The 21849-nt window shown below is 57.6% G+C and carries 17 protein-coding genes and 6 tRNA genes; 14 read left to right on the forward strand and 9 right to left on the reverse strand.

All coding sequences use genetic code 11. The annotated features are described in order from the left end of the window. Positions 1 to 305: 305 nt before the first annotated feature. Complete coding sequence (locus GKG34_RS14435) at positions 306 to 527, reverse strand: hypothetical protein (RefSeq protein WP_223388047.1); 222 nt, start codon at positions 525 to 527, stop codon at positions 306 to 308. Positions 528 to 575: 48 nt separating this feature from the next. Continuing rightward, entirely contained in the window at positions 576 to 1034 is a 459-nt protein-coding gene (locus GKG34_RS14440; RefSeq protein WP_243139283.1) for an InlB B-repeat-containing protein, read from the reverse strand. 313 nt (positions 1035 to 1347) lie between these two features. On the opposite strand from GKG34_RS14440, the gene GKG34_RS14445 reads away from it, so the two are divergent. Continuing rightward, positions 1348 to 1421: transfer RNA gene (locus tag GKG34_RS14445), tRNA-Gln, on the forward strand. Positions 1422 to 1499: 78 nt separating this feature from the next. Here the strand turns inward: GKG34_RS14445 and GKG34_RS14450 are convergent. After that, entirely contained in the window at positions 1500 to 2840 is a 1341-nt protein-coding gene (locus GKG34_RS14450; RefSeq protein WP_154256662.1) for a D-alanyl-D-alanine carboxypeptidase, read from the reverse strand. A gap of 175 nt (positions 2841 to 3015) precedes the next feature. Between GKG34_RS14450 and GKG34_RS14455 the strand changes: the two genes are divergently transcribed. Next, a complete protein-coding gene (locus tag GKG34_RS14455) occupies positions 3016 to 3708 on the forward strand; it encodes a metallophosphoesterase (RefSeq protein WP_005945357.1) in 693 nt (230 codons plus the stop codon). Between the two features lie 70 nt (positions 3709 to 3778). Here the strand turns inward: GKG34_RS14455 and recG are convergent, their stop codons facing one another. Beyond that, positions 3779 to 5839, reverse strand: a complete 2061-nt coding sequence (recG, locus tag GKG34_RS14460) for an ATP-dependent DNA helicase RecG (RefSeq protein ID WP_005945362.1) — start codon at positions 5837 to 5839, stop codon at positions 3779 to 3781. A 150-nt stretch (positions 5840 to 5989) separates the two neighbouring features. On the opposite strand from recG, the gene GKG34_RS14465 reads away from it, so the two are divergent. After that, positions 5990 to 6472: a GNAT family N-acetyltransferase gene (locus tag GKG34_RS14465; protein WP_005945365.1), complete on the forward strand. Its 483-nt coding sequence runs from the start codon at positions 5990 to 5992 to the stop codon at positions 6470 to 6472. A gap of 381 nt (positions 6473 to 6853) precedes the next feature. On the opposite strand, the gene GKG34_RS14470 is transcribed toward GKG34_RS14465, so the two are convergent. From GKG34_RS14470 to GKG34_RS14490, 5 genes are all read right to left on the reverse strand, one after another. After that, a tRNA-Cys gene (locus tag GKG34_RS14470) sits at positions 6854 to 6928 on the reverse strand. A gap of 28 nt (positions 6929 to 6956) precedes the next feature. Then, positions 6957 to 7032: transfer RNA gene (locus tag GKG34_RS14475), tRNA-Gly, on the reverse strand. Between the two features lie 86 nt (positions 7033 to 7118). After that, positions 7119 to 7195, reverse strand: a tRNA-Asp gene (locus GKG34_RS14480). A 29-nt stretch (positions 7196 to 7224) separates the two neighbouring features. After that, positions 7225 to 7300: transfer RNA gene (locus GKG34_RS14485), tRNA-Gly, on the reverse strand. Positions 7301 to 7330: 30 nt separating this feature from the next. After that, positions 7331 to 7406: transfer RNA gene (locus GKG34_RS14490), tRNA-Phe, on the reverse strand. Positions 7407 to 7761: 355 nt separating this feature from the next. Here GKG34_RS14490 and GKG34_RS14495 point away from each other — a divergent pair. From GKG34_RS14495 to rbfA, 11 genes are all read left to right on the forward strand, one after another. After that, positions 7762 to 9753 (forward strand): toprim domain-containing protein, encoded by a 1992-nt coding sequence (locus tag GKG34_RS14495; RefSeq protein ID WP_120020158.1) that lies wholly within the window; start codon positions 7762 to 7764, stop codon positions 9751 to 9753. A gap of 292 nt (positions 9754 to 10045) precedes the next feature. Next, the gene (locus GKG34_RS14500; RefSeq protein WP_154256664.1) at positions 10046 to 12295 is read left to right on the forward strand and encodes a DNA gyrase subunit A; all 2250 of its coding nucleotides are present in this window, start codon (positions 10046 to 10048) and stop codon (positions 12293 to 12295) included. 212 nt (positions 12296 to 12507) lie between these two features. Then, positions 12508 to 12993 carry a 23S rRNA (pseudouridine(1915)-N(3))-methyltransferase RlmH gene (rlmH, locus tag GKG34_RS14505; RefSeq protein ID WP_044954166.1) on the forward strand — a complete coding sequence of 162 codons (486 nt, stop codon included), beginning with the start codon at positions 12508 to 12510 and terminating at the stop codon, positions 12991 to 12993. Between the two features lie 182 nt (positions 12994 to 13175). Next, on the forward strand, positions 13176 to 14597 hold the full coding sequence (locus tag GKG34_RS14510) for a glycine--tRNA ligase (protein ID WP_154256666.1): 1422 nt from the start codon (positions 13176 to 13178) through the stop codon (positions 14595 to 14597). 505 nt (positions 14598 to 15102) lie between these two features. After that, a complete protein-coding gene (locus GKG34_RS14515; RefSeq protein ID WP_005945394.1) occupies positions 15103 to 16344 on the forward strand; it encodes an aminopeptidase in 1242 nt (413 codons plus the stop codon). A gap of 137 nt (positions 16345 to 16481) precedes the next feature. Further along, a complete protein-coding gene (gene rimP / locus GKG34_RS14520; protein ID WP_005945397.1) occupies positions 16482 to 16967 on the forward strand; it encodes a ribosome maturation factor RimP in 486 nt (161 codons plus the stop codon). 37 nt (positions 16968 to 17004) lie between these two features. Beyond that, on the forward strand, positions 17005 to 18111 hold the full coding sequence (nusA, locus tag GKG34_RS14525) for a transcription termination factor NusA (protein WP_005945400.1): 1107 nt from the start codon (positions 17005 to 17007) through the stop codon (positions 18109 to 18111). A 33-nt stretch (positions 18112 to 18144) separates the two neighbouring features. Then, positions 18145 to 18444, forward strand: coding sequence for a YlxR family protein (locus tag GKG34_RS14530; RefSeq protein WP_005945403.1), 300 nt, complete (start codon positions 18145 to 18147; stop codon positions 18442 to 18444). Next, positions 18428 to 18805 (forward strand): 50S ribosomal protein L7ae, encoded by a 378-nt coding sequence (locus GKG34_RS14535; RefSeq protein ID WP_097780834.1) that lies wholly within the window; start codon positions 18428 to 18430, stop codon positions 18803 to 18805. Before GKG34_RS14530 ends, GKG34_RS14535 begins: the two co-directional genes overlap by 17 nt. Continuing rightward, positions 18802 to 21270, forward strand: coding sequence for a translation initiation factor IF-2 (gene infB / locus GKG34_RS14540; RefSeq protein WP_154256668.1), 2469 nt, complete (start codon positions 18802 to 18804; stop codon positions 21268 to 21270). Before GKG34_RS14535 ends, infB begins: the two co-directional genes overlap by 4 nt. 169 nt (positions 21271 to 21439) lie before the next feature. Beyond that, positions 21440 to 21832, forward strand: a complete 393-nt coding sequence (rbfA, locus tag GKG34_RS14545) for a 30S ribosome-binding factor RbfA (RefSeq protein ID WP_005945412.1) — start codon at positions 21440 to 21442, stop codon at positions 21830 to 21832. Positions 21833 to 21849 lie beyond the last annotated feature (17 nt).

Raw genomic sequence — 21849 nt, forward strand, 5'->3', positions numbered from 1 at the left:
AAAGTGGTCGGATTGGGCGAACGAAAACTTTCGACAAATACGAAAATTTTCGCACCACAAAACCACATTTGATATATCAGTTTTCGGCGTGAAAGCGCCAGTTTGATGAATGACCTTCCACCTTATATGTTAGCACAGTATGCGTAACAAAAGCGTAACAAAAATGCCTTTTCCGTGCATTTTTTTGCCAAAGCCAAAGAAAAATTGTTTCTTTTGATGTAAACGATTAAAATGCGTTAAAAACAAAAAGAACTGTCCCCACAACGGAGACAGTTCTTGAAAAACAGATGAAAATAGAAGCCGGATCAGAAGCTCTTCAGCAGATCGCCCAGAGTCAGGAAGGACTGGTAGATCACGTTGACATTGTTGATGATGGAGCTTGCACCGGAGAAGATGCGGGCAATGGCGTTGAACACCTTACCGACATTCAGGAAGCTGTTGTAAGCGTCGCGGGCACCACCGTCCAGATAGACCATTTCCTCTTCGCTGATGGAGGCATAGTTTGCGGGCAGTTTCATAGTAGACATGGAGATTTTCCTTTCTATTGATAAAATTGATACAGTGTGTGGAAAGACTTAAATAAAGGCAGCCACGGCCAGCGTGGTGATCAGAGCACCGGCTACCGTCAGAACGCTCAAAATCGGGCCGTCATCGTATTCCTGCGCGGTCTGTTCCGGCTGAGCGGGCGTGGATGTGCTGGTGGAAGTGGTGGCATTTTTCACGGTCCAGTGTGCGTACACAGTGGTATCACCGGTAAACACCGTAGAGGTGCTGATTTTTGTGCCGCCCACCGGCTCGGTATACCAGCCGTCAAAGGTGTAGCCTTCCAGCGCAGGCTGCGCGGGCAGGGCACTGAGTTTGCCGCTCAGATTGGTGGTGACTGCCACAGCGGAGCTGCTGCCGCCCATGGCATCCAAACCAATGGTGTAGACCTGCGAATCCTTGTCTTCTGCGGCAAAGGCAGAGGGCAGTGCACAGCAGAGCAGTGCAGCGCTGAGCAGACCGAGGACCAGTATTTTCAAGATCTTTTTCATATGACTCCTCGCTTTCCTGACGAATTGGGATGTGGTGCCTGCCGGGAACGGAAACACCAGAACAGACCTCGATGTCCCCGCCATGAGGCAGTAGACGAAAAAGCCGGGAAGAGGAGGTTTATTCAATCCTATATTTACCACATATAGTGTAACAAAAGCGCAACAAAATGGGCGTATTCTGTTGTTATGATGAAAAAATTGGTTTTTCACAAATTGCAGGCTGCAAAAGGCGGCACAGAGCCGCCGCAAAAGCGGAAAAGTGGAACCTTCCCCTTGTGGAAAAACAAAGAATATGGTATAATATCTTGCACGATGCGCCATCGCCAAGCGGTAAGGCAGGGGACTTTGACTCCCCCATCGTAGGTTCGACTCCTGCTGGCGCAACCAAAAGCCCCGTCATCCTGAAAAGGCTGACGGGGCTTTTTGCATCACTTTTCCACAAAATGCGGCTGAACGGTGCAAAGCTCAGCGGCGGCGGATCTTTCTGGTGGGCTTGCGACGGTTCCAGTTGTTCAAAAGGACCCACGCAAAGTAGATGATGATGGAAATAATACTCAGTGTTATTACAACTTTGAGATACAGACTGCCTAAAAATTCCTGAAAACGCGCCACAGTGAACAGCAGCGGGTTGCGGCTGACATCCTGCCCGGCGATCAGGTCCACCACGCCAATGGTCTCACCGGCAAGCTTTAGCTCCACGGTACCCACCACATCGCCCTGCTGGACAGGGGCACACACGGAATCCGGCAGGTGGAAATATTTCTGGGTCACGCTGCCGTCGCCGGTGGAAGGCAGCAGGGTCATCATGCTGTCGGCGGGATACAGCTGCAGGGAGCTGGTATCGGAGGAATACTTCACCGGGATCTCGGCCAGCGTAAGGTCGGTGTCCAGCGCGGCCTGAATGGAAAAGCTGTCGAACACCCAGTCCATCAGCTTCACGGTCTCGCACAGGGCCGGGCGACGGTTGGCGTAGCCGAAATCGTCGCAGGTGTCCGGGCTTTGCATCACGCAGAAAATATAGGTGGCACCATCCTTATTGGCCCATGAAACATAGCTCTGATTGCCACTGTCGCTTTTGAATGCGGTCACATCGCACATGCCGCCCTGCATGGCGCTGCGGTAGTATTTGCCGCCGCTGGATTTGCTCAGCGCGGCGTTCTGGCTGACCAGAACAGACGAAGAACGGTGTTTTTCTTTGGCGGGCATGGTAAAGCTGGGCGCACCGGAAACCTCCACAAAGGCATCAAAGCTCATCAGATAGCGCAGGATCAGGTACATATCCACGGCACAGGTCACGTTGCCGCTGCTGATGCCGCAGGCATCCGTCCAGGTGCTGCCGGTGGTGCCGATGCGCTGGGACAGGATGTTCATCTGGCTCACCCAGCTCGCGAGGTCGCCGCCAGAAAGGGCATAGGCAAGGCCCATGGCGGCTTCGTTGGCGTTGCGGGTCAGCATGGCGTACATGGCTTCGCGGTAGGTAAAGGTCTCGTTGGAGCGCATATCGGCGTTGTTGGTGTTATAAACGTAATCCGAGATGGCAAAGGGCATCTGGAAGGTGTCGTCCAGATGGTCGGCATAGTTGGTCAGCAGCAGGGCAATGGTCATGTACTTTGTCAGACCACCGGCGGATACCTGCTTTGTGCTGTCCTTATCATAGACGATGATATTGGTATCGGTGTTGACGATATAGGCACTCTGTGCCTGCACCTGATAGACCGGGGTGGGGTCGAACATAGCCCCGGCGGGCAGCACAAGGCAGCTGAACAGGACAGCGAACGACAAAACCAGCGCAAAAATACGTTTCATGTGGACAATTCCTTTAAAAAGCGATAATATAAAACAACAGGCAGCACGGCACAAGCGCCGTGCGCCGGGTAAGAACGAGATCACAGCGGAAGGCTGTATTCTTTATAATAACAGGTTTGGCGGGGTGTGACAAGGCTTATTGTGCCGATTTCACATCCGGTCAGGGAGGACAGGAATGGTATATCTGACAGGGGACACCCACGGCGACATCGACCGCTTCAAGCACGGCAAGCTGCGCTGGCTGGGCAAACGGGATACCGTGGTGGTACTGGGCGACTTTGGCTTTGTGTGGGACGGCAGCAAGGAGGAACAGAAAAAGCTGGATTGGCTGCGCAAGCGCCCGTATACCCTGCTGTTTCTGGACGGCAGCCACGAAAACTACGACCTTTTAAAGCAGTATCCCACCGAGGAACGCTTTGGCGGGAAGGTGCAGGCACTGGGTGGCAATGTGTACCATGTGTGCCGCGGCAGTGTGCTGGAATTGGAGAATAAAAAATACCTGTGCTTTGGCGGTGCGGAAAGCCAGGATGTGGAGGATCGGGAACCCGGCGTGAACTGGTGGAAGGAAGAAATGCCCTCGGATGAGGAATACGCCTTCTGTGAGGAGAACCTTGCAGCCTGCGATTACAAAGTGGATTATGTGCTGACCCACGATGCGCCAAGCAGATTTTTGGATTTTACCGCCCTTGCCAGCGGCGAGACCAACCAGCTGCACAGCTTTCTGGATAAAATTTTGTTGAAGCTGACCTACGACAAGTGGTTTTTTGGCTGCTACCATAAGGATACCCAGCTTTCCACCAAAAGCCGCTGCGTGTTCTGCGATGTGATAAGCATGGGCGAACGGCACGCAAAGCGTTCCGTTCGATAACAGGGGCCGCTGCACCAGCCGTGCAGCGGCTTTTGCATTTGCTGTTGCTTGTGCGCAAAAAACCTCCGGATCAGTTCATGGCTCCGGCTTTCTCGAACATCTGCTGCACCTGCTGTTCCAGCAGTGCGTGCTCCGGCGCTTCCAGCAGCGGGTCGTCGGCCAGCATGGCAACGGCTTCCGCCTGCGCAGCGTGCAGGGTGCGGGTGTCGTTCATCAGGTCGGCGATCTGCAGGGTGGGCAGGCCGTGCTGGCGGCTGCCGAAAAAGTCGCCGGGGCCGCGGGTCTCCAGATCGTACTGCGCCACCGCAAAGCCGTCCGTGGTGCTGCACAAAAATTTCAGCCGCTTTTGTACGTTTTCGCTTTGGTTGTCGCTGACAAGAAAGCACCAGCTCTCCGCTGCACCGCGTCCCACGCGGCCGCGCAGCTGGTGCAGGGCGCTCAGACCGTAGCGCTCTGCGTTTTCGATCACCATTACGCTGGCATTGGGCACATCCACACCCACCTCAATGACGGTGGTGGACACCAGTGCGTCCAGCCGTCCGGCTTTGAAGTCCTCCATCACGGCAGCTTTCTCCTTGGGTTTGAGCTTGCCGTGCATCAGGCCTACCCGGCGCTCCGGCAGCAGGGCTTTGGCAATGTCCTCGTAGTAGCTCTTAACGGCGTTCAGCCCGCCATCCGGTGTGTCCTCGATGGCGGGGCAGACCAGATACACCTGCCGCCCTCTACCAATCTCCTGATCGAGAAAATGGTAGAGGTCGCGCCGCTTTTTGCCGGTGATGCAGCGGGTTTTGACCGGGGTGCGGCCCGGCGGCAGCTCGTCCAGAATGGAGATGTCCAAATCGCCGTAGATGAGCAGGCCCAGCGTGCGGGGAATGGGCGTTGCACTCATCACCAGCAGGTGCGGATTCGCGGCCTTTTCGGCCAGCATTCCGCGCTGCCGTACCCCAAAGCGGTGCTGCTCGTCGATCACGGCAAGACCAAGCCGGGCAAACTCTACGCCTTCGCTGAGGATGGCGTGAGTGCCCACCACAAGGTCGGCTTCGTCGTTCCGGATGGCGGCAAGGGTGGTGCGGCGTGCAGCGGCCTTCATGCCGCCGGTCAGCAGGGCCACCCGCATCCCGAAAGGGGCAAGCATCCGGTTCAGGCCTTCGGCGTGCTGGGTGGCCAGAATTTCTGTCGGGGCCAGCAGCGCGGCCTGGTACCCCGCTCGGATGCAGGCCCAGATGGCGGCAGCCGCCACCAGCGTTTTGCCGCTGCCCACATCGCCCTGCAAAAGGCGGTTCATGGAAGTCTCGCCCGCCATGTCGGCCAGAATCTCGCTCACGGCCCGGCGCTGGGCTCCGGTGGGGGAAAAGGGCAGGCTGGCCCAGAACAGGGACGGGTCGGCAAGCTGCATGGGCGCACCGGTGGCAGCGGCACCCCGGTTTTTCATCCGGCCAATGCCCAGCTGCAAAACCAGAAGTTCTTCATAGATCAGCCGCCGCCGGGCTGCATAGGCCTGCTCTTCGGTGGCAGGGCAATGGATGGCCCGTACGGCATCTGCCTTGGAGAGCAGACGGTATTTTGCCAGCATTTCCGGCGGAAGAGGGTCGGGCAGAAGCTCTGCATGGGGCAGCAGCTGCCGCACGCACTTGGCGATGGCATTGCTGGTCAGGCCCTCGGTCTGGGGGTAGACCGCTTCAAAAGGAGAAGCCTTGATCTGCTCGGCGGTGCGCACCTGCGGGTTGACCATCTGGCGGCGCAGCATCCCGCCGGTAACGATGCCCTGAAAATAATATTCCTGCCCCAGCTGCAGCTTCTGGGCGGCATACGGATTATTGAACCATGTGATCTCCAGACTGGACACATCGTCCCCGGCAGTGATGCGCTCCATCCGCCGCCCGCCCGGCAGGATACGCCCGCCGGGTTTGGCGAACACCTCAGCCCTGACGACGCACTCCACATCGGTGGGCGCTTCGGCGATGGAATAGGGTTTGGTGAAGTCGATATATCTGCGCGGGTAGTGGCACAGCAGGTCGGCCAGCGTCACGATGCCCAGCTTCTCGAACCGCTCAGCGGTCTTGGGGCCAACGCCCTTCAGGTAGCGCACCGGCGTATCCGGGGTGAGGGTGGTATGGTTTTCGGCGGGCATGGCGTGTCAGCTCCTTTTTTGGATGCAATATAGCCATTGTAACACGGAGCGGCAGCGGATGCAAATGGCCCAAAAAGGAAAAACCGGCAGGACCTTTGCCTTTGGGCAGGAACTGTGGTACACTCGGAAGAAAAAGAGGGGAGAATATTTATGGAGATCCGTAAGGGGACCTTAAAGGACTTGGAGGCCATTGCAGCGGTGGAGGCGGCCTGCTTCCCGGCGGCAGAGGCGGCTACGGCAGAGGAGTTTGCCGGGCGGCTGCAGCAGTACGGCAATCATTTTTGGCTGCTGTGGGAGGGGGAAAGGCTGCTGGCCTTTGTGGACGGCTTTTGCACCGACTGGCCGGACCTGACCGATGAGATGTACGCCGACGCCTCCCTCCACCGGGAGAATGGTGCCTGGCAGATGATCTTTGGGGTAAACACCATCCCGGCCTGCCGCAGACAGGGGTACGCCGGGCAGCTGCTGCAGCAGGCCATTGCCGACGCCCGGGCCCAAGGCCGGAAGGGGCTGGTACTGACCTGCAAGGAGGCCCTGGTGCACTACTATGCAAAGTTCGGCTTTGTGAACGAGGGCGTTTCCGGCTCCACCCACGGGGGCGTGGTGTGGTACCAGATGCGGCTGAAGTTCTGAGGGGGACGATCTGGAATGGCCTACGCCTTGCTCCGGCCGTATTCAGCGGAAGAATAATTTTTAAGAGAGCAATGCCGGAGCGTCCGCGGAAGCTCCGGCATTGCATTTTCACTGGAGAGGGCGTAAAGGTAGACGGCATTTGCAGTGCCGCTTTCTGCGAAAGTGCGGCACTGCGGCAGACTTTTCGGCTTAACTGCAAAGTGACCGGTTTCGCCAGAGGCTCTCCCTTTGAGGAAAGACTTCCCCCGCTCCGGGGGAAGATGTCACCGCAGGTGACAAAAGGGGGAGTCTGTCACCGTAGGTGACGGAGAGGGCGAGGAGGCTGATAGGGAACAACGCAAAACAAAAAAATCCCGGAAGCTTCAGCTTCCGGGAATCTTTTGGAGGTGACGACCAGATTTGAACTGGTGGATGAGGGTTTTGCAGACCCTTGCCTTACCACTTGGCCACGTCACCATATTTAGGAGTGAATTTCCACTCCTGTTGGAGCGGCCGACGAGGCTCGAACTCGCTACCTCCACCTTGGCAAGGTGGCGCTCTACCAGATGAGCTACGGCCGCATATTCGGTGCATTTTACCTTGCACCCATCATTTCTGATGCCCTGAAAACAAGTTTCAAAGTAGGTGAAAGCTTGCGCTTTCTTGGTGGCGACCCGGATCGGGCTCGAACCGACGACCCCCAGCGTGACAGGCTGGTGCTCTAACCAACTGAGCTACCGGGCCATATTGGAGCAACTGTTGCTGCTCCGTTATGGAGCGGCCGACGAGGCTCGAACTCGCTACCTCCACCTTGGCAAGGTGGCGCTCTACCAGATGAGCTACGGCCGCATATTGGAAACCCTGCTGGGTTTCCTTGACTGGTGCCTCCGATCGGAATCGAACCAATGACACGGGGATTTTCAGTCCCCTGCTCTACCGACTGAGCTACAGAGGCGCACCGGACGATGATTATTATACCTGAAATTTCGATTTTGTAAAGGGGTAAATCCAAATTTTTTTCAGAAAATTGAAACTTTCTTGATTTTGGTCGCTCCAGCGCGTAAAATAAGAATGACTTTTTTCAACCTGCTTTTGGCACATCCGGCACAGGACGTGCTGTGTGCGGGCGCGCCAAACAGAAATTGACAAATTCAACAACCTATGGTTTAATGAAAATGAAATGATTCAGGCGCTTTTGCCCTTTTTCTCTGTGTATACCTATATTATAGTAAGAAAAGGGCAGAGGCGTTTTATGATTTGACTACAGACGGCCCGCTTTTTGCAAGAAAGGCCGGGCCGGGAGGAGCAGCATGGCAAAAAAACAGGAATATGGCAACGAGAGCATTACTTCTTTGAAGGGTGCTGACCGTGTGCGTAAGCGCCCGGCCGTTATCTTTGGCTCAGACGGCGTGGAGGGCTGCGCCCACTCCATCTTTGAGATCGTCTCCAACTCCATCGACGAAGCCCGCGACGGCCACGGCGATACCATCAACGTGACCCGCTGTAAGGATGGCAGCGTCATCGTTGAGGACTTTGGCCGCGGTATGCCCGTGGACTGGAACAACGGCGAGGGACGCTACAATTGGGAGCTGTTGTTCTGCGAGATGTATGCAGGCGGCAAGTATGGCGAGGGTGAGGATAACTACGAGTTCAGCCTTGGCTTGAACGGTCTGGGCCTGTGCGCTACCCAGTATGCTTCTGCATGGATGACCGCCGATATCTACCGTGACGGATACCACTATCACCTTGATTTTAAAAAGGGCGAGAATGTGGGCGGCCTGCAGAAGGAAGCCTACAAGGGCCGCCGCACCGGCAGCATCATTCACTGGAAGCCGGACGACGAGGTGTTCACCGACATCGATGTGCCCGGCAGCTACTATAAGGATACCCTGCGCCGTCAAGCAGTGGTCAACGCAGGCCTGACCCTGAACTTTACCGATGAAAAAGAGAAAGACCCTGCCACTGGCAAGGCGTGGTACGAGAGCTGGTGCTATGAGCACGGCATCGCGGACTATGTGGCCGAGGTGGCAGGGGAGGATACCCTGACCCCGGTGTTCAGCTGCGAGAGTGAGGCATCCGGCCGGGACCGCGAGGACCAGCCGGATTACAAGGTGCGCATGAGCGCGGCGTTCTGCTTCTCCAATAAGGTGCAGATGCTGGAATATTACCACAACTCTTCCTGGCTGGAGCACGGCGGCAGCCCGGAGCACGCGGTGCGCACCGCCTTTGTCTATCAGATCAACAAGTACCTGAAGGAAAAGAACCTCTATAAAAAAGGTGAGAGCGCCATCAGCTTTCAGGATGTGCAGGACTGCTTGGTGTATGTCTCGTCCAGTTTTTCCACCCGCACCAGCTACGAGAACCAGACCAAAAAGGCCATCACCAACAAATTCGTCTCGCAGGCTATGACCGACTTCCTCAAGCATTATCTGGAAGTGTATTTTCTGGAAAAGCCGGACGAGGCCCAGAAGATCTGCCAGCAGGTGCTGGTGAACAAGCAGAGCCGTGAGCATGCGGAAAAAACGCGCCAGAGCATCAAAAAAACGCTGTCCACCCAGATCGACCTTGCCAACCGGGTGCAGAAATTCGTGGACTGCCGCACCAAGGATGCATCCCGCCGCGAGCTGTATATCGTGGAGGGCGATTCCGCTATGGGTGCGGTCAAGTCCAGCCGCGACAGTGAATATCAGGCCATCATGCCCATCCGCGGCAAAATTTTGAACTGCCTGAAGGCCGACTATGCCCGCATCTTTAAATCGGATGTCATCGTGGACCTCATCAAGGTGATGGGCTGCGGCGTGGAACTGGGCGGCAAACACAACAAGGAGCTGGCCACCTTCAATCTCGATAATCTGCGGTTCAATAAAATCGTCATTTGTACCGATGCCGATGTGGACGGCTACCAGATCCGCACGCTGGTGCTCACCATGCTCTACCGCCTGACCCCGACCCTGATCGAGAAGGGCTATGTGTATATCGCAGAGTCGCCGTTGTATGAAATTACAACGAAAGACCGCACTTATTTTGCATACACCGAGCCGGAAAAGACAGCGTTTCTGGAAGAGATCGGCGAGAAAAAATACACCATCCAGCGCTCCAAAGGTCTGGGTGAGAACGACCCCGAGATGATGTGGCTGACCACCATGAACCCGGAGAGCCGCCGTCTGATCAAGGTGATGCCCACCGATGTGGTGCAGACTGCGCAGGTGTTCGATATCCTGCTGGGTGATAACCTTGCAGGCCGCAAGGAACACATTGCGCAGCACGGCGCAGAATATCTGGACGATCTGGATGTGAGCTGATGATTTTAAATTGCCTCCGCTTGCGCTCTGGCAATGACAGAGGTAACGTTATTTTAATTTGGTGATTTGTCGCAGCCTGCGGGCTGCTCCAAATCACGTTTTCACGAAGAAGGCCCCAACGGGTCACGGCATTTTAAGGGAAAAATGCAGAAAACCGGAACGGCTCCATCTGTGAAAGAGCAGCTCAGGATGGCCCGCAGGCCATCCTGAGCTGCAAAAATAAAAAATATTTTCCGCTGAATATGGGCAGAGCGAGAGCGGCGCCCATTTAAAATCGTCAAGAGGTTAGAAGATGCCTAGAAAATCGACCAAGAAAACACTCAAGCCGGTGCGCCCGCAGCTGGGCGACAGCGTTGAAATTTTAAATGCCGGCAGTGTGCTGGAGGACCCCATCACCCGCACGCTGGAAACCAACTATATGCCCTACGCCATGAGCGTCATCGTCAGCCGCGCGCTGCCAGAGATCGACGGCTTCAAACCGGCGCACCGCAAGCTGCTGTACACCATGTACGAGATGGGCCTGCTCAAGGGCGCACGCACCAAGTCTGCCAACATCGTGGGCAGCACCATGCACCTGAACCCCCACGGCGATGCCGCCATCTACGACACCATGGTGCGCATGGGCCGCGGCAACGAGAGCCTGCTGGTGCCCTTTGTGGACAGCAAGGGCAACTTTGGCAAGGCCTACAGCCGCGATATGTCCTGCGCTGCTGCCCGTTACACGGAGGCGAAGCTCGAGGGTGTGTGCGAGGAGCTGTTCCGGGATATCGACAAGGAGACCGTGGATTTTGTGCCCAACTACGACAGCACCACCACCGAGCCTACCCTGCTGCCGGTCACATTCCCCACCATTCTGGCCAACAACACGCTGGGCATCGCGGTGGGCATGGCATGCAACATCTGCTCCTTCAATCTGGTAGAGCTGTGCGCCACCACCGTGGCCCTGATGAAGGACGAGCACCACGACATCTCCACCACCATGCCCGCCCCGGACTTCGTGGGCGGCGGTCAGATTTTGTACGATGAAGCGCAGATGCGTGAAATTTACGAGAACGGCCGCGGCAGCGTGAAGGTACGCGCCCGCTACAATGTGGTGCCGGGCGAAAACATGATTGAGGTCACCCAGATCCCGCCAACCACCACGGTGGAGGCCATCATGGACAAGATCGCAGAGTTGGTCAAGGCCGGCAAGGTCAAGGAGATCAGCGACATGCGTGACGAGACCGACCTGAACGGTCTGAAGCTGACACTGGACCTCAAGCGCGGCGTGGATGCCGACAAGCTGATGGCAAAGCTGTTTAAGGCTACCCCTCTGGAAGACAGCTTCAGCGCTAACTTCAATATTCTGGTGTCCGGCCAGCCCCGCGTGATGGGCGTGCGCGAAATTCTCAAGGAGTGGACGGCCTTCCGCGTGGAGTGCGTGCGCCGCCGCACCTACTACGACCTGCACGGCAAGGAAAAGCGCCTGCACCTGCTCAAGGGTCTTGCTGCCATCCTGCTGGACATTGACAAGGCAATCAAAATTATCCGCACCACCGAGGAAGAGACCGAAGTGGTGCCCAACCTGATGATCGGTTTTGGCATCGATGAAGTGCAGGCCGACTATGTGGCCGAGATCAAGCTGCGTCATTTGAACCGGGAATATATCCTCAAGCGCACCAGCGAGATCGAACAGCTGGAGAAGGACATTGCCGACCTGAACGATATCCTTGCAAAGCCCGCCCGCATCCGCCGCATCATCATCAATGAGCTGAACGATGTTGCCAAGAAGTACGGCCAGCCCCGCCGCAGCGAGATCCTGTACGATCTGCCTGAGGATGAGAACGGCTCCGAGGAGGAAGAAGCGCCGGATTACCCCGTGACGGTGTTCTTTACCCGCGAGGGCTACTTCAAAAAGATCCCGCCGCAGGGTCTGCGCACCGCCGGTGCCCATAAGCTGAAGGAAGGCGACGAGATCGTGCAGCAGATCGAGACCCGCAACAACGTGGAAGCGCTGTTCTTTACCGACCGCCAGCAGGTGTACAAGGTGCGTCTGGCTGAGCTGGAGGACGGCAAGGTGGCTCAGATGGGCATTTTCATCCCGGGCCGTCTGGGCATGGACGAGGGCGAGAACGTGCTCTCCATGGTGATCACCAGCGACTACAGCGGCTATATGCTGTTCTTCTTTGCCAGCGGCAAGTGCGCGAAAATTCCGCTCAGCTCCTATGCCACCAAGCAGAACCGCCGTAAGCTGCTCAAGGCCTACTGCGACAAGGAACCGCTGGCAAAGCTCTTCTTCCTGCCGGAGGAAACGGAGCTTGCCATCCGCACCAGCGCCAGCCGGATGCTGCTGGTTGGCACGGCGCAGATCGCGGCCAAGGCCACTCGCGACAGTCAGGGCGTGGCGGTGGTCACCCTGAAAAAGAACCAGACCATCGCTTCGGTGGTGCCTGCGGACACGCTGGAGCTGGCGAACCCCCACCGCTACCGTGTGCGCAGCCTGCCCGCTACCGGTGCGCTGCTCCGCGCCGAGGACGAGGGCGAGCAGATGAGCCTGCTGTAAAAAAACTCCCCCAGTCTCGCATTCGCTCGACAGCCCCCTCTAGGATGGGGCCTTTGGCATGGCGGCAAAGCCTCTGGTTGAATTGCAAAGTATCCGGTTTCGCCAGAGGCTCCCTCTCCGAGGGAGCTGGCACGGCGTAAGCCGTGACTGAGGGAGTTCAAGCAGTAGCGGAGACAATTTTAAATCGTTTCTATATAAAAGAGGAAACTGCAATGCAAAACATCGACCTGATCTGTGTGGGCAAGCTGAATGCAAAATATTTCGCCGAGGGCGTGGCCGAGTACCAGAAGCGCCTTGCCGCCTTCGCGTCCTTCCGCATCATTGAGCTGCCGGAGGAAAAGATCGAGGAGAAGAACGCCTCGGATGCCGTGGTAAAAAAGGCACTGGACAAGGAGGGCAAGGCCATCCTGTCCAACGTGCGCAAGGGTGCTGCCATCGTGGCCATGTGCATCGAGGGCAGGCAGATCTCCTCCGACGAGCTGGCCCAGTTCCTTGCCGACCGCGCAAACAGCGGGGCAGGGGATGTGGCCTTTGTGATCGGCTCGTCCCACGGCCTGTCCGATGAGGTGAAAAAGGCCGCTGCCCTCAAGTTCAGCATGGGACGCATCACCATGCCCCACCAGCTGGCCCGCCTTGTGCTCACGGAACAGATCTACCGTGCCTGCACCATCAATGCAGGAATGAAATACCATAAATAAGTGCAAAAACCGGTCTGTTCCCCAAAGCAGGCCGGTTTTCGGCTTTACAAGCGGCGCAAAACATGGTACAGTAAAGATACTGTGCTTTCCCTTTGAAAAGCACGCCCGGCAGTGGGGAAAGCTGCCGGAACGATACAACAACGACACGGCAAACCAGCCGCGGACGGAAAGGATGTACTACAATGGAACAGAGCGAAAAGACCCTTGATATGATCGTCAATCTCTGCAAGAACCGTGGTTATGTGTTCCCCGGTTCCGAGATCTACGGCGGTCTGGCCAACAGCTGGGACTACGGTCCTCTGGGCGTCGAGTTCAAGAACAATGTCAAAAAGGCATGGCTGAAGAAATTCGTGCAGGAAAGCCCCTATAATGTGGGTCTGGATGCAGCCATCATCATGAACCCTCAGACCTGGGTGACCACCGGCCACGTCTCCAGCTTTTCGGACCCCCTGCTGGACTGCCGCGCCTGCAAGGCACGCCACCGCGCCGACAAGCTGATCGGCGAGGAGCACCCCGAGGTGAACGTGGATGCCATGAGCTTTGACGAGATGGATGCTTTCATCGCAGAGCATGAGGACATCGTGTGCCCGGTGTGCGGCAAGCACGATTTTACCCCCATCCGCAAGTTCAACCTGATGTTCAAGACTGCCATCGGCGTTACTGAGGATAGCTCTTCCACCTGCTATCTGCGTCCTGAGACCGCACAGGGCATCTTTGTCAACTTTGCCAACATCCAGCGCACCACCCGCCGCAAGCTGCCCTTCGGCGTGTGCCAGGTGGGCAAGGCTTTCCGCAACGAGATCACCCCGGGCAACTTCACCTTCCGCACCCGTGAGTTCGAGCAGATGGAGTGCGAGTTCTTCTGCAAGCCCGGCACCGATCTGAAATGGTTCGCTTACTGGAAGGACTATTGCGAGAACTGGCTGCTGAGCCTTGGCATCAAGAAGGAGCACCTGCGCCTGCGTGACCACGAGCCTGCAGAGCTGGCCTTCTACAGCCGCGCTACCACCGATATCGAGTACGCCTTCCCGTTCACCGACTGGGGTGAGCTGTGGGGCATCGCGGATCGTACCAACTACGACCTGACCCGCCATCAGGAAGCTTCCGGCAAGAGCCTGGAGTACTTCGACAGCGAGACCAACGAGCACTACATCCCCTACGTCATTGAGCCGTCTCTGGGCTGTGACCGTGTGGCTCTGGCTTTCCTGTGCGAAGCATACGACGAGGAGCACCTGACCGACAGCAAGGGCAAGGAGGATATCCGCACCGTGCTGCATCTGCATCCGGCTCTGGCTCCCTACAAGTGCGCCGTGCTGCCCTTGAGCAAGAAGCTGGGCGAGAAGGCTATGGAGATCCGCAACGAGCTGAGCAAGTACTTCATGGTGGATTACGACGATACCGGTTCCATCGGCAAGCGTTACCGCCGCGAGGACGAGATCGGCACCCCGTACTGCATCACTGTGGACTTTGATACCGTGGGTGACGAGGCCAAGGGCATTGCCGCCGACAACTGCGTCACCGTCCGTGACCGCGACACCATGGAGCAGGTGCGTATGCCCATCTCCGAGCTGAAGGCTTATATCGAGAGCAAGATCGAGTTCTGAGAAAATTTCGCTTTCAGGCGATAAAAACAGCCCCGCCGTTGCAATTTCGGCGGGGCTGTGCTATAATACAAATAAAGAAAGTGCTGTCTGGCAAACGGTCAGTACCTTTCCGGCGCGATAATCAAAAGATGACCGCTCAGGTTTGGACGCTGAGGGCGGTCATTTTTTGTTGTTGAAGATCTTCCACGCGATATCGAAAATGCCAAAGCTCACGGTTGCAAGCAATGTGAGCAGAGCCAGAGTTTCTAAAAGCGTCATGAAGCATCACCCCCTTCGCTGCAAAGCGTCGGGGTACGACAAAAATGTTCGCCTTCCCGACGCAGGGCCGAAAAGGCATAGACCGCCTGCCGTATGTAGACAGCACTTTCAAAAGACAGTATAACAGACGTTTCCTGCTTTTTCAACAGCGGGAGGTGTCTGTTTTCTTTTTACTGGACAGAACGGCTTGTACCGGGTATACTGAAAAACAGAAAAACATGATTTTTACACCGCAGGAGGTTCTACCGTGGAAAACTTTGACGAACTGCTGAAAAAATATGCCGATTTCATCGTCCGGGTGGGGGTGAACCCGCAGCCCGGACAGACCCTCATCATCAACTGCCCGCTGGAGGGCGCGCCGCTGGCGCGGCTGTGCGTGCGTAGTGCCTACGAAGCCGGTGCCCGGGATGTGCAGGTGAACTGGAGCGATGACGCTGTGGCCCGCGCCCGCATGGAGCTGGGCAGCGAGGAGGCCCTGACCGACCTCAAGCCATGGCAGCTGCGCCGCTATCTTGACTATGCCGAAAGCGAGGGCGGCGTGTGTGTACTGCATCTCATTGCGGACGACCCGGAGCTGTATGCGGGCATTGACGGCAATAAGATCAGCCGGGTGAATGCCGCCCGCCGCGCCTTTATGGAGGAGTGGCAGGAGTACACCATGAACGACCGGGTGCAGTGGTCCATTGCGGCCCTGCCCAGTGTGCCGTGGGCAAAGAAGGTCTTCCCGGAGCTGGACGCGGATGCCGCCATGGAAGCGCTGTGGAAGCTGATCTTTGACGTGTGCCGGGTCACCGGTGGCGACCCGGTGAACGAGTGGCAGGCCCATATGGAGCGGCTCAGCACTCTGCGGGATAAAATGAACGCGCTGGACTTGGAAAGCGTGCATTTTGAGAGCAGCAATGGCACGGACCTGACCGTGGGTCTTGCGGATCAGGCTGTGTGGGAAAGCGCCGCCAGCAAGAGCGAAAAGGGCGTGGTGTTCCTGCCCAACATCCCCACGGAGGAAGTGTTCACTGCGCCCCACAAGGACAGGGTAGAGGGCGTTGTCTACGGCACAAAGCCCTATGTGTTCAACGGCCAGCTCATCAAGGACTTCCGTGTCACCTTTGAGAAGGGCCGGGTTGTGGACTACCACGCCGAGCAGGGACAGGTGCTGCTGGGCCGTCTGCTGGACGGCGACGAAGGCTCCCGCAGCATTGGCGAAGTGGCACTGGTGCCGGCAAGCAGCCCCATCAATCGCAGCGGCAAGCTGTTCTACAGCACGTTGTTTGACGAAAATGCCGCCTGCCACATCGCTTTTGGTGCCAGCTACCCCGGCACCACGAAGGGCGGCACGGCGCTGACGAAGGAAGAGCTGCTGGCCCGCGGCATGAACCAGTCCCGCCTGCATGAGGATGTGATGATCGGTGCAGAGGACAGCCATATCACCGGCAAATGCCGCGATGGCCGCACCGTGGAGCTGTTCCGGGACGGCGTGTGGGTGCTGTAAAAGACCCTGCGGCGAAAAAAATCTGCGAAAATGCTTGCATAATCGCGGGATGTATGGTATATTCTAGTAGTACGATATAGTTTAACCTGAAACGTGGGCCGCAAGGTCCGCGTTTCTTGTTTGTTTGGAGGTTTTTTATGGCGAAGCAGTCTGGCGGCAACACCGCCCAGAGAGTCGAAGCGCTTGTCCGCCCCACCGTGGAGGGCATGGGCCTGCGCCTGTGGGATGTGGTTTTTGAAAAGGAAGGTCCAGACTGGTATCTTCGCGTGCTCATCGACAAGGACGGCACCATGGATACCGACACCTGCGCGGATGTTTCCCATGCGCTGGACCCCATCCTTGACGAGGCAGACCCCATCGACCAGAGCTATTATCTGGAAGTGGGCAGCCCCGGCCTTGGCCGTAAGCTGACCCGCCCGGAGCACTATGAAGCCCTCAAGGGCCAGAAGATCCGGGTAAAGCTCATCCGCCCGAATGCAGACGGCGTGCGTGAGTTTTCCGGTATCCTGACAGGCCGCGAGGGCAGCACCGTTACGGTGAACACCGATGCGGGCGCTGTCACCTTTGAGGTGAACGCCGCATCCAGCGTGAACCTGTGCGACGATGAAGACCTGTTTGACTAACATAGATAGAGAGTAAATTACAGGAGGAACCCGAAAAATGGCAGCAGCGAACAATGAATTTTTTGAAGCTCTCTCCATGCTGGAGCACGAGCGCGGCATCACCGCAGAATACCTGATCGAAAAGATCAAGGCTGCGATCATCATTGCCGTCAAGAAGAACTATGAGGTGGAAGAGGACCACGTGAAGGTGGATATCGACCCCGCCGCAGGCCGCTTTGATGTGGCCCTGATCCAGGACGTTGTGGCCGACGAGGACTGGTACGACGAGCACTCTGAGATCGGCATTACCGAGGCACAGAAGATCCGCAAGAGCTACGAAGTGGGCGACCGCATCGTGACCCCCCTCAAGACCAAGGACTTCGGCCGCATTGCAGCCCAGACCGCAAAGCACGTGATCCGTCAGGGCATCCGCGAGGCTGAGCGCAGCCAGCAGCTGAGCGAGATCCAGTCCCGTGCACACGACATCGTGCAGGCCACCGTTACCCGCGTGGACCCGGAGAAGGGCATCGTTGCTCTGGATCTGGGCAAGGGCGGCGAGGCTATCCTGCCCCACAACGAGCAGGTGCCCGGCGAGGTGTACACCGAGGGCCAGACCCTGCAGGTCTACGTTGTGGACGTGGTCAGCACTGAGCGCGGCCCCCGCGTTATGATCAGCCGCACCCACCCCGGCCTTGTCAAGCGCCTGTTTGAGCTGGAAGTGCCCGAAATTTTTGACGGCACTGTGGAGGTCAAGGCCATCAGCCGCGAGGCCGGTGCCCGCACCAAGATGGCTGTTTGGAGCAAGGACCCCAACGTGAACCCTGTTTCCGCCTGCATCGGCGAGCACGGTGCCCGTGTAGCTGCTGTTGTGGAAAAGCTGGGCGGCGAAAAGATCGACATTGTGAAGTGGAGCGAGGATATCTCCGAGTTCATCTCCGCAGCACTCAGCCCGGCCAAGGTGGTCAAGGTGGAACTGCTGCCCGGCGAGACCCGTTCCTGCCGTGTGACCGTGCCCGACCAGCAGCTGAGCCTTGCCATTGGCAACAAGGGCCAGAACGCACGCCTGTGCGCACGCCTGACCGGCTACAACATTGATATCCGCCCCGAGAGCGGCTATTATGGTGAGGAAGAGCCCAAGAAGGAAGCCGAGACCGACGCCGAGTAATTCCGGCGCAGATGGCCAAAGGAGGGAAACCGGATGGCACAGAAAAAGATCCCTTCCCGCCAGTGCATCGGCTGCATGACCAGCCGCCCCAAAAAGGAGCTGGTGCGTGTGGTGCGTGCACCCAGCGGAGAGATCAGCATTGATCTGGTCGGCAAAAAGCCGGGCCGCGGCGCGTATCTCTGCCCGAACCCCGACTGCCTGACCAAGGCAAAAAAGAAAAAGGCGCTGGAGCGCTGCTTTGAGCAGCCGGTTCCCGCCGAAGTTTACGAGGCTCTGGCCGCACAGCTGGCCGAAGCCGCAAAGGAGGCAGCAGCAAATGGCAAAGAAGAATAACACCCCCGCAAAGCCCAAGCTGCCGCCGGAGGAAGCGCTGTATCAGGCGCTGAGCCTGTGCCGCAAGGCGGGCGCACTGACCATGGGCTTTGATGCCGTGGAAGATGCCTGCGTCAAGAGCAAGGCATGGCTGGTGATGGTGGCAAGCGATGCCAGCGCCAAGACCGTGCAGCGCCTCGACTATTCTGTGGGCGATCTGGTGGATGTGATCACCATGCCGCTTACGCAGGATAAACTGGCCGATATCAGCCGCAAGCCTGTGGCTGTTTACGCGGTGACTGACCGCAACCTCGCAAAGCTCTGCTTTGACCGCCTGTCGGACTGCGGAGCAATCAAAAATGAGGAGGATATGACCGAATGATCGTAAAATATAAAGTGAGTGATTTTGCAAAGGATCTGAACCTTTCCGCCAAGAAGGTCCTGGATGAGCTGAACGCCATGGGCAGCACCGGCAAGAAGAACAGCTCCAATCTGGAAGAGAACGAGCTGAACTACCTGCTGGAAAAGTTCAGCAAGGATAACAGCGTGGCAAATCTGGACGAATTCCTGAACAGCGCCAAGGCCGCAAAGGAAGAGCCGAAGCCCACTGAGAAGAAGGCCGAGAAGAAGGCCGAGAAAAAGCCCGAAGCTCCCAAGGCGGAAAAGAAGCCGGAGCAGCCTGCCGCCAAAAAGGCAGAGCCTGCCCAGCAGGATAAGAACGGCAATAAGCATAACGAAAAGAAGAACGAGCAGCACAAGAAGCGCGAGGAAAAGACCGTTTCTCTCAGTGAGCTGGCTCGTGAGACCGGTGCCAAGGCATCCGCTGCTCCGGCACAGGCTGTGTCCGTGCGCCGCGAGGACAATCAGGTCACCGTGGATACCCGCACTGTGGATATGAACGTGGACCGCTTCGATGCCCGTTACGATGATCTGGCTTCCACCAAGAACACCGAGAACCGCCGCAAGCCCACCCCGCAGGGCAACAAGCAAAAGTTCACCCAGCGCGGTCAGCGCCAGCGCCAGCAGTTCCAGAAGGGCAAGCGCGAGACCGAGTTCGAGCGTCTGCAGCGCATCCAGCTGGAAAAGGCCCGCAGCGCACAGCTGAAGGTGATGATCCCCGACGAGATCACCGTGGGCGAGCTGGCTGCCCGCCTGAAGCAGCAGGCCGGCAAGGTCATTGCCAAGTTTATGCAGATGGGCGAGATGCACGCCATCAACGATGTGATCGATTTTGATACCGCTTCTCTGCTGGCAGAGGAGTTCCACGCAAAGGTCGAGCACGAGGTGCATGTGACCATCGAGGAGCGCCTGTTCACGCAGGAAGAGGATTCGCAGGAGGATCTGGTGGAGCGTCCCCCGGTGGTCTGCGTCATGGGCCACGTTGACCACGGCAAGACCAGTATTCTGGATGCCATCCGCAAGACCAACGTTACCGCAGGCGAGGCCGGCGGCATCACGCAGGCCATCGGTGCATATCAGGTCAAGGTCAACGACAGCCTCATCACCTTCCTGGATACCCCGGGCCATGAGGCATTCACCTCCATGCGTGCCCGCGGTGCCAATATGACCGATATCGCCGTTCTGGTGGTTGCTGCCGACGACGGCATCATGCCCCAGACCATCGAGTCCATCAACCACGCCAAGGCTGCAAATGTCAAGATTATCGTGGCAATGAACAAGATGGATAAGCCCACCGCAAACCCCGAGCGCGTGATGGAAGGCCTGACCAAGTACGGCATCATCACCGAGGACTGGGGCGGCGATGTGGCCTGCATCCCGGTGTCTGCCCTGACCGGCATGGGCATCAACGACCTGCTGGAGCGCATCGCTCTGGAAGCTGAGGTCATGGAGCTGAAGGCAAACCCCAACCGCCGCGCCAAGGGTGCGGTCGTCGAGGCCCGTCTGGACAAGGGCCAGGGCCCCATTGCCACCATTCTGGTGCAGAACGGCACCCTGCACTCCGGCGACGTCATCATTGCCGGTACCGCTGTGGGCCGCGTGCGCACCATGCGCAGCGACAAGGGCCAGCTGCTGAGCGATGCCGGCCCCTCTACCCCTGTGGAGATTACCGGCCTGACCGCAGTGCCGGAAGCAGGCGACCTGTTCGAGGCTGTTGAGGACGAACGTCTGGCCCGTGAGCTGGCCGAACAGCGCGTTGCTGCCGCCAAGGAAAAGCAGTTCTCCTCCTTCCAGAAGGTCACGCTGGATAACCTGTTCAGCCAGATGGCACAGAACGACATGAAGGAACTGGCTATCGTGGTCAAGGCCGACGTGCAGGGTTCTGCCGAGGCTGTGAAGCAGAGTCTGGAGAAGATCTCCAACGAAGAGGTGCGCGTGCGCGTCATCCATGCCGGTGTCGGTGCCATCAGCAAGTCCGACGTGGATCTGGCTGATGCCTCCAACGCCATCATCATCGGCTTCAACGTCCGCCCGGACAATGTGGCCAAGGAAGAAGCTGCTGCCACCAAGGTGGAAATGCGTATGTACCGCGTCATCTATGATGCCATCAACGATGTCACCGACGCTATGAAGGGCATGCTGGCTCCCAAGTTCCGCGAGGTGTCTCTGGGAGAGCTGCAGGTCCGTCAGGTGTACAAGATCTCCAATGTGGGCACCGTTGCAGGCTGCCGCGTGACCAGCGGCAAGATCACCCGCGACAGCCAGGTCCGTGTGGTCCGTGACGGCATCGTCATTGCCGAGGACGAGATCGCATCCCTGAAGCGTTTCAAGGATGACGCCAAGGAAGTGGCCGAGGGCTACGAGTGCGGCGTTACTCTGGCAAAGTTTGCCGACGTTAAGGAAGGCGACGTGTACGAAGCCTTCAAGATGGAAGAGTACCGCGATTAAGATCTGAAATAACCCTCTCCGTCATTGCTGGCGCAATGCCACCTCCCCCGAGGTGGGAGGTTTGCAGAGAAACGGAACGTTTGCCGTATCCACGCAAAAAGCTCGCCCCTCGGGAGAGCTGCCGAGCGAAGCGAGGCTGAGAGGGTTTTCTTTTATAGGGAGAAATACTATGTCTCAGAAGAATATGGGCCGTCTGGCGCAGGATATGAAGCGCGAGATCATTGCCATCATCGGCAGGCTGAAGGACCCGCGTCTGGAGGGCGGCCTGCTCACCGTCACCCGTTTGGATGTGACCCCTGATCTGGATGTGGCCAAGGTGTATGTGAGCGTGATGGGCCGCGAGGACGGCCCAAAGCCCGCCATCGAGGCACTGAACCGCGCGGCAGGCCATGTGCGCACTGAAGTGAGCAAGAAAATGCACATCCGCAAGGCTCCCCGCTTCATCTTCGTAGAGGATGACGGTGCCGCCTATGCAGCCCACATCAACGAGCTGCTCCGCACGCTGAACGTGAACGGCGACGCTGACACCGAAGCCAGCGCACCGGAGGAGACCGAAGAATAATTCCGCCTGCGGAAAGG

This window comes from Faecalibacterium sp. BIOML-A4 (assembly GCF_009679665.1).
GTDB classification, from domain to species: Bacteria; Bacillota; Clostridia; order Oscillospirales; family Ruminococcaceae; genus Faecalibacterium; species Faecalibacterium taiwanense.